Below are 9,931 nucleotides of genomic sequence, written 5' to 3'. Positions count from 1 at the left end.
CGCAGGCGAGCGCGATCTCGAACCCGCCGCCCATCGCCACCCCGTTGACCGCGGCGATCAGCGGCTTGGTCAGGTCATAGCGTTGCGTCAGGCCGGCGAAGCCGGTGGGCGGCGCGCCCATCACTCCGCCCGAGGACTGATACTTCAGGTCGTTGCCCGCAGAGAAGCCGCGTTCGCCGGCCCCGGTGACGATTCCAACCCACTGATCCGGATCAGCGGCGAAGGCGTTGAACACCTCGTGCAGTTCGAAGCTCGCCGGCGGGTGCACGGCGTTGAGGTTCTCCGGGCGGTTGAGGGTGATGATGGTGATCGGGCCTTCGCGTTCGACCTTCACGAATTCATACGCCATGGATTGTTCCTCCGCCCCGGACTTCGCATCGCCGGCACAGCCCGGCTTCGGTCCGATCGCATGTGCTGATTTATCTGTCGAACAATTGTTAGACTGACGGCTGTGCCGACAAGATTCCATGTTCCGTCCGCGACGTACAGTGCCCTGGCTAAGTTGACGGCCGGGCGTGAGGCCCGCAGTCTGTGCACGAACGAAAGGTGGCGACGACCATGTTGCGTCCGTTGCAATCTCTGGACCTCAACCTGTTGGTCGCACTCGAATTGTTGCTCGAGGAAGAGAACGTCACCCTCGCCGCGCGCCGCTATGGCCGCAGCGTGCCGGCCATGAGCCGCATCCTGGCGCGCCTGCGCGACATGCTGGACGACCCTCTGTTGGTGCGCGCCGGCCAGCGCCTCGCCCCCACGCCCCGGGCGCGCGCCCTGCGTCCGGTGCTGAGCAAGCTGATCGCAGACGCTCGCGCCTTGCTCGAGCCGCCGCAGTTCGACCCCGCCACCCTGGCGCGCCAGTTCACCATCCAGTCGAACGAGGATCTCGCCACATCGCTCAGCGGCGCGATCGTGCGCGCGGTCAAGACGGCGGCGCCTGGCGTGTCGCTCCGCTTCGCACCGGAAGGCCGCGAAAGCGAAGACGCGCTGCGCAACGGCCGCGTCGACCTGGAGCTAGGCTCCGGCGGCGTGCACCCGCCCGAGATCATCAGCCAGACGCTGTTTCGCCAGCGCTTCGTGGGCGCGGCGCGGGTGGGCCATCCGCTGTTCGACGAGCTGATCACGCCGCAATCCTTCGCCGCGGTCGAGCACATCGTGCGGTCACGCCGCGGCCAGGCCTGGGGGCCTATCGACGAAGCCCTGGGACGCCTCGGGCTCGCGCGGCGAGTGACCCTGATCGTCCCCAGCGCCCGCGCCGCGGTTTCGGTGGCGGCGCACTCCGATCTCGTGACCGCCGCGCCGGCCTCGTTCGTCCGATCGCTGATCCGAGAAGGCATGGCCGTGCACGCCTTCGACCTGCCGTTCCAGACCCCGGACCTGGCGATCGCCCAGAGCTGGCATCCCCAGTTCCAGGCCGACGCCGCCCACCGCTGGTTCCGCGACCTGGTGGCCGGCGTGATCCGGGGCAGCGTCTCGGACGGCGCGGCTTTCGCCGCGACGCCGAACCTCGAACTCCCCACTCGGCGCGACGGCCGCCTGACGGCCGCCGTCGCACGCTGAGGACGCCTAGAAGCTGTCGCGCCCGCGCCGGCGAGCTCAGCGTCCGTTCCGACGCGGACGAGACGGGCTTCAACTTCCGCATGCCGATCGCCTGGGTCGCGCAACAGGCCGAGGCGCAAGCCGTGAGCGAGGCGCGTACGCAAGGCGGGTCGAGGGAGTCGGCCTACGTCAGCGAGGGAGCGACCTTGCAGCGGCTCTAGCGCGGCTGCTCCAGGGGATGCTCGACCACAACCGGCGGGGCGACGACCATGGCCGCCGCCAGGGACAAGGCGCTGATCGCCGCAAACGCTGCGGCCGCCACCGCCGGCCACATCGGTGCGCGCTGCAGTGGTGCGTCTGCGAGCAGTCGACGCACCCTGGCCATCTCCTCGGCGTCGATCGATGAATCGGTTACGGCCATGGGCGCGAGCATCTGCGCGTGCGCGGTCCAGCGCAATGCACGGCTTGGCGGCGGGCTCCTCACGGCCTAGATAGGCCCGCATGATCCTGGTGATCGATAACTACGACAGCTTCACCTACAACCTGGTTCACTATCTGAACGAACTGGGCGCGGAGACGCGTGTCGTGCGTAACGACGCGATCAGCGTCGATGAGGCGCTGGGTCTGCGGCCTGAGGGCGTCCTGCTGTCGCCCGGCCCCTGCACGCCCAACGAAGCCGGGATCTGCCTATCACTGCTGGAGACGGCGCCCGACGACCTGCCGATCTTCGGCGTCTGCCTCGGGCATCAGGCGATCGGCCAGGCTTTCGGCGGCCAGGTGGTGCGCGCCAAGACGCTGATGCACGGCAAGACCAGCGCCATCGAGCACGATGGCCAAGGCGTATTCGCCGGCCTGCCTCAACCCTTCACCGCCACCCGCTACCACAGCCTGGCCGTGGAGCGGGATAGCCTGCCGGACGTGCTGCAGGTCACCGCCTCGACGCAGGACGGCGAGATCATGGGACTGCAGCATCGCAGCCGTCCGATCCATGGCGTGCAGTTCCACCCCGAGTCGATCGCCACCGAGGGCGGCCACGCGCTGCTGGCGAACTTCCTGAACCTCGCCGCCGCGCGCCGCTCAGTTCCCGTCTAGAGCGGTGTCGGACGCCTTCAAGCCGCTGCTGGGCCGCCTGGCCGATGGCGCGACCCTGTCTGAAGCCGACGCCGAGATCTTCTTCGCCGCCTGCCTGCGCGGCGAGCCGACGCCGGCCCAGGTCGCCGCCGCCCTGACCGCCATGCGCATGCGCGGCGAGACCGTCGGCGAGATCACCGCCAGCGCGCGCGCCATGCGCGCGGCCGCTGTCCCCCTGGAGCATTCGCTGCAGGTGATCGACGTCTGCGGCACCGGCGGCGACGGCCAGCACACCCTGAACATCTCCACCGCCGTGGGTTTCGTCGCCGCCGGCGCGGGCCTCAAGGTCGCCAAGCACGGCAATCGCGCGCTGTCGTCTCGCTCCGGCGCGGGTGACGTGCTGGCCGCCCTTGGCGTCAATCTGGACGTCACCGCCGACCAGCAGCGTCGCGCGCTGGACGAGGCCGGCATCTGCTTCATGTTCGCACCCGCCCACCACGCTGCGATGCGCCACGTGGCGCCGATCCGCGCCGAGCTGGGCTTTCGCACCCTGTTCAACCTGCTGGGACCGCTGACCAACCCCGCCGGCGCTCAGCGCCAGCTCATGGGCGTCTTCGACCTGCGCTGGGTCGAGCCGCTGGCCCGCGTGCTGGGCGCGCTGGGCGCTGAACGCGCCTGGACCGTGCATGGCGCGGGCATGGACGAGATCACCACCACGGGCGAAACCCATGCCGCCGAGTGGCGCGACGGGCAGGTACGCCTGTTCCGGATCACGCCTGAGGCCGTCGGCTTGCCGCGTAGCGCACCCGCCGACCTCACCGGCGGCGCCCCAGCCGAGAACGCGCAGGCGCTGCGCGCGCTGCTGGACGGCCAGACCGGGTCATATCGCGACATCGTCCTGCTCAACGCCGCCGCCGCCCTGCTGATCGCCGACAAGGTCGAGACGCTCAGCGAGGGCGTCACGCTGGCGGCGACAGCGATCGACAATGGCGCGGCGGCGACCGCGTTGGAGAAGCTGGTGGCGATCAGCCGGCCCGCAGGCGCTGAGGCATGAGCGACATCCTCGAACAGATCGCCGCTTACAAGCGCGACGAAGTCTCCGTCCGCAAGGCGGCGCGACCTCAGGCCGCCATCGAAGCCGCCGCAGCGCAGGCTTCCACCCCGCGCGGCTTCCGCGCCGCTCTGGAGCGTCACGGCGCGGCAGGCCGGCTGGCGCTCATCGCCGAGATCAAGAAGGCGTCGCCGTCACGCGGGGTGATCCGCGAGGACTTCGACCCGCCGGCGCTGGCGCGGGCCTATGAGGACGGCGGCGCGGCCTGCCTGTCCGTGCTCACCGACGCACCGAGTTTCCAGGGCGATGACGCCTTTCTGCGCCAGGCGCGCGAGGCGGCCTCCCTCCCCTGTCTGCGCAAGGAGTTCCTGGTCGACCCCTGGCAGGTGGCGGAATCGCGGGCGTTGGGCGCCGACGCAGTGCTGATCATCCTGTCGATCAGCGACGACAAACTCGCCGCAGACCTGCTCAGCGAGGCGGCGCGGCACGGAATGGACGTGCTTGTCGAGGCGCACGACGAGGCCGAAGTGGATCGTGGCCTCGCCCTTGGCGCGGCCCTGCTCGGTGTCAACAACCGCAACCTGCGGACCTTCGAGACCGACCTGGCGATCACCGAACGGCTCGCCTCGCGCATCCCGAGCGGCGTGCTGCTGGTGACGGAAAGCGGCATTTTCACGCCGGCCGACGCGGCCCGCCTGCAGGGCTTCGGCGCGCGCGCCATGTTGGTCGGCGAGAGCCTGATGCGGCAAGCCGACGTGGCCTCGGCGACTCGCGCCCTCCTCGCCTGAGTCGCCGTCCGAGGTCGCCTCCAAGCGGCGCTCGCGTTTTCGTGAATCCTGCAGAAAATCATGAACTTGGGTAGTAACTTGACATTAATCCAGAACACCTAGAGAACATCGAGCAACGTTTGCGATTTGTTCCCGAGGCGCACGGCCATGCTCACCCGTAAGCAACACGAACTCCTGATGTTCATCCACGAACGGATCAAGGAGACCGGCGTATCTCCGTCGTTCGACGAGATGAAGGAGGCGCTGGATCTGGCGTCCAAGTCCGGCATCCACCGGCTGATCACGGCGCTCGAAGAGCGCGGCTTCCTGCGCCGCCTGCCTCACCGGGCCCGGGCGCTGGAGGTGGTGAAACTGCCGCAGGAAGCCACCGCAGCGGCTCCGCCCCGCGGCCGGCAGCCGTTCAGGCCCCAACTGGTGGCCCCGGGCGATAGCGTGGCGCCGATCGCCGCCAATGATGTGCGCGACCTGCCCGTGCTGGGCAAGATCGCCGCCGGCACGCCGATCGAAGCGATCCAGCAGGAGCGCGACCGCCTGCCGGTTCCGGAGTCCATGCTGGGCGCCGGCGAACACTTCGTGCTGGAGGTCCAGGGCGACTCGATGATCAACGCCGGCATCCTCGATGGGGACTTCGTGGTGATCAAGCGCACCGACGCGGCGACCTCGGGCGACATCGTCGTGGCCCTGGTGATGGGCGAGGAAGCCACCCTGAAGCGGCTACGTCGAAAGGGCGCCTCGATCGCTCTGGAAGCCGCGAACCCGGCCTACGAGACCCGCATCTTCGGTCCCGACCAGGTGGCCGTTCAGGGCAAGCTGGTCGGCCTGATCCGCCGCTACCACTAGGCTTCAGCGGCCCCAGTTCCAGCTCCAGGGCCGGCGTCCGCGCAGGTCCTGGGCCCAGACCAAGGTCCAGCCGGCAGGCTCGCGCCGCGTCTCCAGCGCGCCGCCCCGCGCGAAATCGGCCGCCTGCAGCACCCTGGCCTGCGGACAGACGGCAGGGTCCAGCCCACCTCGCGTGACGACAAGCTCGGCGTTTGCGCACAAGGCGGCCAGCCGCTCTGGCTTCACCGGCCGCAGGCTCCAGATCACCGCGACCGGCGTCAGCGCGCCCTTCAGCGGCGCACAGCTCCAGCGATCACAGTCGAACATCTGATCGCGGATGACAGCATCGCCCTGGGGCTCAAGGCCACGGCGGCGCGCCCAGAGTTCGGCTGCGAACAGCTTCACGTCGGGACGCAGCAGCACAGCGCGAGTCCCCGAGCGTACTGCGGCCGCTGAACCGTCGGCGGCGACCCAGGCGTCGGGCGCGGGCGGGCGCGGCGCAAACTGGACCGCCAGCGCCAGCGGCAATCCCAGCCATCGCAGCCGCCCTTTCCACAGGCAAAGCCAGAGCAAGCCCAGGAACGAGGCCGGCAAGGCCCAGGCCGGTGCGCTGGCGAACAGCAGGCTCGCGTTCGGCGCGCCTGCTGTGATCCGCGCGACCGACAGCATCGCGGAGATGCCGAGGCCCGCAACCTTCAACGGCCAGTCGCCAAGGCCCAGCGGCGCCAGGGCTGCTCCGATCGCCAGGGCCGGCATCATCACGAACGAGGAGATCGGCGCCACGGCCAGGTTTGCGAAGAGGCCCCAGGTCGACACCCTGTTGAAGTGCTGGAGCGCGAACGGCCCGGTCGCCAGGCCGGCGACGAAGCTGACCGCCAGACTGAGTACGATCCAGGCGCCCAGGGCCTGGACGGCGCGGATCGGCCAAGGCACGTCGATTTCTCGCGCCGGCCGCGTCCAGGCTTCGGCCAGGGCGACCAACGCAGCGGTCGCGGCGAAAGACATCTGGAACCCTGGCTCGGTGACCGCTTCGGGCTGCACGACCAGGATGGCGAGAGCGGCGATGGCCAGCGCATGCAGGCTGATCGCCTGACGGTCGATGAGCATGGCGAAGAAGGCGACCCCGGCGGTGATCGCCGCCCGCGTCGCCGGCGGCGGCGCGCCCGACATCACCAGATAGCCGGACACCGCCGCGAGCCCCGCCAGGGCCGCGAGCTTCTTACCCGGAACCCGCAACGCGAGCCACGGCCACGCCGCTCCGACCAGCCGCACCAGCGCGAAGGCGAACCCGCCGACGATCGCCATGTGCAGGCCGGAGATCGAGATGATGTGCGCGAGGCCGGCGGCGCGCAGGTCGTCCACCTGCTGCTGTGGGATGAAGGCTTCCTGGCCCGTGGTCATGGCCGCAGCCAGGCCGCCGGTCTCCACGCCCATGATCGCGACGATGCGCTCCGCCAGCGCCCAGCGCGCGGCGTTGACCCTCATGGTCAGGCCGAGGCGCCACGGCGGCGGATCGGCGGTGACCGCGACCGGCGGACGCAGGGCGAAGCCGACCCCGCCGACGCTCTCGAAGAAGGCGTCGCGGGCGAAGTCGTAGCTGCCCGGGCTGGCAGGCGGGGGCGGTGGATTGATGATCGCCAGCAGCCTCATGGCTCGTCCCGGGGGCGGAACATCGGCCAGGGCGCGTAGTGTCATCCGGATGCGCACCGGCGTCTCGGCGGCGCTCCAGTCTCCGACGCGGATCGGCGCGATCAGCACGCGCGGTCCCCCACGTCCGGGGCTGGCGACGTCCACCACCCAACCCTCCACCAACTGCGGGCGCCCGCTTTCGATGGCGACCGGCGCGGCGACCCTTTGCGTGCGCAGCTTGGCGAGCGCGAATCCAGCCAGAGCCACCGACAGCAGGATGAGGCCGACGAAAGCCCAACGACGGCCGGAGGCCCAACGCGCCGCCGCCCACAGGCCCGCGGAGGCCAGCGCCACCAGTCCCGCGGTCCAGGTGAACGGCTCCTTCGGAAGGGCGAAATACACGCCGGCGCCACATCCCAGCGCGACGGGCGCCCAAAGCGTCAGCCGGTCTGTCTGGGCGCGAAGCTGCGCCGCCAGCCACGCCACGGCTCCAGACGCGCTAGGAGCCCTGAGAAGCGCCGTGCTAAGACGCCCCGCCCGCGCTCCGGCTATTTCGGCCGGCGCCTCATCCTCATCCCTGAGTTCGATGCCCGACCGTCCCGTCGTCACCCGTATCGCCCCCTCGCCCACCGGCTCCATGCACATTGGCACCGCGCGAACGGCGTTGTTCAACTGGCTTTACGCCCGCCACACCGGCGGCCAGTTCCTGCTGCGCATCGAGGACACCGACCGCGAACGGTCAACCGAAGACGCCGTCCAGGTGATTTTCGACGGCCTGGCGTGGCTGGGGCTCGAGCCTGACAGCCCGGCGGTGTTCCAGGCCGCCCGCGCCGACCTGCATCGCCAAGCGGTCGATGACCTGCTGACGCGCGGCGCAGCCTACCGCTGCTACATGACTGTCGACGAGGTCGCCGCCGAACGCGAAAAGGCCCGCGCTGAGGGTCGGGCGATCCGCTCGCCCTGGCGCGAACGCGCGGCCGACGCGGGCGACAACCGCCCGCACGTGATCCGTTTCAAAGGTCCCGCGGATGGCGAGACAATCGTCCAAGATCTGGTCAAGGGGCCGGTGACGTTCCGCAATCGGGAGTTAGATGATCTGATCCTGCTGCGCTCCGACGGCGCGCCCACCTACAACCTCGCCGTGGTCGTCGATGACCACGACATGGGGATCACCCATGTGATCCGCGGCGACGACCACCTGAACAACGCCGCGCGCCAGACCCTGATCTACCAGGCGCTTGGTTGGGAGGTTCCGACCTGGGCGCACCTGCCGCTGATCCACGGCCCCGACGGATCAAAGCTTTCGAAGCGCCACGGGGCCCAGGCGGTGGGCGAGTTCGCCGAGATGGGCTACCTCCCGGAGGCCATGCGCAACTACCTGGCGCGGCTGGGCTGGGGCCACGGCGACGACGAGATTTTCTCCGACGCGCAGGCGATCTCCTGGTTCGACGTGGCTGACGTGGTCAGCGCGCCGGCGCGTCTCGACTGGGCGAAACTCAACCACATCAACAACCACTACATCCGCCAGGCCGAGGTCGTGCGCCTGAGCACCATGGTGGCCACGCTGCATGAGGGCCGAGGCCTGACCTTGAGCGCAGAGGATCGCGAAACGCTGCAACGGACCGTGCCGCTGGTGCGCGACGGCGCCAAGACGCTGTTGGAACTCGCCGACCTGACCGCATTCGTCCTGCATCGCCGGCCGTTGGAACTGCCGGAGAAGGCGCTCGCCATGCTCACCGACGAGACGCGTGCGCGTCTTGGCCGGCTGGCAACGGCGCTGACCGGCTTCGCCGAATGGGCACCCGCGCACCTCGAGCCTGCGATCCGCGCCTTCGCCGAAGCCGAGGGCGTCGGGATCGGAAAATTCGGGCCCGCCCTGCGCGCCGCATTATCGGGCGGATCACCCGCACCTGACCTCGCCGGCGCGCTCAGCGCGCTTGGTCGGACCGAAAGCCTGGCGCGGATCGACGATGCGCTTTCCCCACGGGCCTAACGCGCTATAAGCGCGACAAAGAGACGTTAATTTCTCATCTCGAGAGGGGATGGCATGGGCGACACGGCGAAGCTGGATCTAGGCGGAAAAACGGTGGAACTCCCGGTGCTTCACGGCACCCTCGGCCCGGACGTGGTCGACGTGCGCAAGCTGTACGCCGACACCGATGTCTTCACGTACGACCCCGGCTTCACCTCCACGGCCAGTTGCGAAAGCAAGATCACCTACATCGACGGCGACGCGGGCGTGTTGCTGCACCGCGGCTACCCGATCGACGAACTGGCCGAGAACTCCAACTTCCTCGAGACCTGCTACCTGGTGCTGCATGGCGAGCTGCCGCGGGCGCCCGAGGCGGCCGACTTCGAGCATACGATCACCTACCACACGATGCTGCACGAGCAGTTCGACCGGTTCTTCCAGGGCTTCCGCCGCGACGCCCACCCGATGGCGATCATGGTCGGGGCGGTTGGCGCGCTTTCCGCCTTCTATCACGACAGCACCAACGTCGATGATCCCTCCCAACGGATGATCTCGTCGCACCGTCTGATCGCCAAGATGCCGACGATCGCCGCACGGGCGTTCAAATACTCCCAGGGCCAGCCGTTCGTGCATCCTCGCAACGATCTGTCCTACGCCGAGAACTTCCTGCGCATGTGCTTCTCGGTGCCGGCGGAGGACTGGAAGCCCAACCCCGTGCTGACGCGGGCCATGGACCGGATTTTCATCCTCCACGCCGACCACGAGCAGAACGCCTCCACCTCGACGGTGCGGCTGGCCGGCTCCTCGGGCGCCAATCCCTTCGCCTGCATCGCGGCCGGCATCGCCTGCCTGTGGGGCCCGGCGCACGGCGGCGCCAACGAAGAAGCGCTGAACATGCTCAAGGAGATCGGCACCGTCGATCGCATCCCCGAGTACGTCCAGGGCGTCAAGGATCGCCGCTACCGCCTGATGGGCTTCGGCCACCGGGTCTACAAGAACTATGATCCCCGTGCGAAGGTCATGCAGAAGACCTGCCACGAGGTGCTGGCGGAAGTCGGCAACGCCGAC

10 protein-coding genes are annotated in these 9,931 nt (G+C 69.3%); 7 read left to right on the top strand and 3 right to left on the bottom strand.

Annotation, left to right across the window (positions count from 1 at the left end):
* Window positions 1-349, bottom strand: a 349-nt coding sequence (locus tag Q8M88_RS11710) for an enoyl-CoA hydratase-related protein (protein ID WP_305597336.1), incomplete at its 3' end; no start/stop codon positions are given.
* A gap of 209 nt (window positions 350-558) precedes the next feature.
* Between Q8M88_RS11710 and Q8M88_RS11705 the strand changes: the two genes are divergently transcribed.
* Complete coding sequence (locus tag Q8M88_RS11705; protein ID WP_305597335.1) at window positions 559-1,554, top strand: LysR family transcriptional regulator; 996 nt, start codon at window positions 559-561, stop codon at window positions 1,552-1,554.
* A 196-nt stretch (window positions 1,555-1,750) separates the two neighbouring features.
* Here Q8M88_RS11705 and Q8M88_RS11700 read toward each other — a convergent pair whose 3' ends face one another.
* Window positions 1,751-1,954 (bottom strand): hypothetical protein, encoded by a 204-nt coding sequence (locus Q8M88_RS11700; RefSeq protein ID WP_305597334.1) that lies wholly within the window; start codon window positions 1,952-1,954, stop codon window positions 1,751-1,753.
* Between the two features lie 80 nt (window positions 1,955-2,034).
* Here Q8M88_RS11700 and Q8M88_RS11695 point away from each other — a divergent pair, with 80 nt between their 5' ends.
* The 4 genes from Q8M88_RS11695 to lexA all read left to right on the top strand — a co-directional run bounded on the left by Q8M88_RS11695 (window position 2,035) and on the right by lexA (window position 5,283).
* Window positions 2,035-2,625 carry an aminodeoxychorismate/anthranilate synthase component II gene (locus Q8M88_RS11695; protein ID WP_305597333.1) on the top strand — a complete coding sequence of 197 codons (591 nt, stop codon included), beginning with the start codon at window positions 2,035-2,037 and terminating at the stop codon, window positions 2,623-2,625.
* A 4-nt stretch (window positions 2,626-2,629) separates the two neighbouring features.
* Window positions 2,630-3,658: an anthranilate phosphoribosyltransferase gene (gene trpD, locus Q8M88_RS11690; protein WP_305597332.1), complete on the top strand. Its 1,029-nt coding sequence runs from the start codon at window positions 2,630-2,632 to the stop codon at window positions 3,656-3,658.
* Window positions 3,655-4,443 carry an indole-3-glycerol phosphate synthase TrpC gene (gene trpC / locus Q8M88_RS11685; RefSeq protein ID WP_305597331.1) on the top strand — a complete coding sequence of 263 codons (789 nt, stop codon included), beginning with the start codon at window positions 3,655-3,657 and terminating at the stop codon, window positions 4,441-4,443. Before trpD ends, trpC begins: the two co-directional genes overlap by 4 nt.
* A gap of 147 nt (window positions 4,444-4,590) precedes the next feature.
* On the top strand, window positions 4,591-5,283 hold the full coding sequence (lexA, locus tag Q8M88_RS11680) for a transcriptional repressor LexA (protein WP_305597330.1): 693 nt from the start codon (window positions 4,591-4,593) through the stop codon (window positions 5,281-5,283).
* Window positions 5,284-5,286: 3 nt separating this feature from the next.
* Here the strand turns inward: lexA and Q8M88_RS11675 are convergent, their stop codons facing one another.
* Complete coding sequence (locus Q8M88_RS11675) at window positions 5,287-7,377, bottom strand: ComEC/Rec2 family competence protein (protein WP_305597329.1); 2,091 nt, start codon at window positions 7,375-7,377, stop codon at window positions 5,287-5,289.
* 91 nt (window positions 7,378-7,468) lie between these two features.
* On the opposite strand from Q8M88_RS11675, the gene gltX reads away from it, so the two are divergent.
* Window positions 7,469-8,884: a glutamate--tRNA ligase gene (gltX, locus tag Q8M88_RS11670; protein WP_371132691.1), complete on the top strand. Its 1,416-nt coding sequence runs from the start codon at window positions 7,469-7,471 to the stop codon at window positions 8,882-8,884.
* A gap of 54 nt (window positions 8,885-8,938) precedes the next feature.
* Window positions 8,939-9,931 (top strand): citrate synthase (gene gltA, locus Q8M88_RS11665; RefSeq protein WP_305597327.1); only part of this gene is annotated, 993 nt, incomplete at its 3' end.

This window comes from Phenylobacterium sp. (assembly GCF_030693805.1).
Lineage (GTDB): Bacteria > Pseudomonadota > Alphaproteobacteria > Caulobacterales > Caulobacteraceae > Phenylobacterium.
This window is presented reverse-complemented; position numbering and strand designations above follow the sequence as displayed.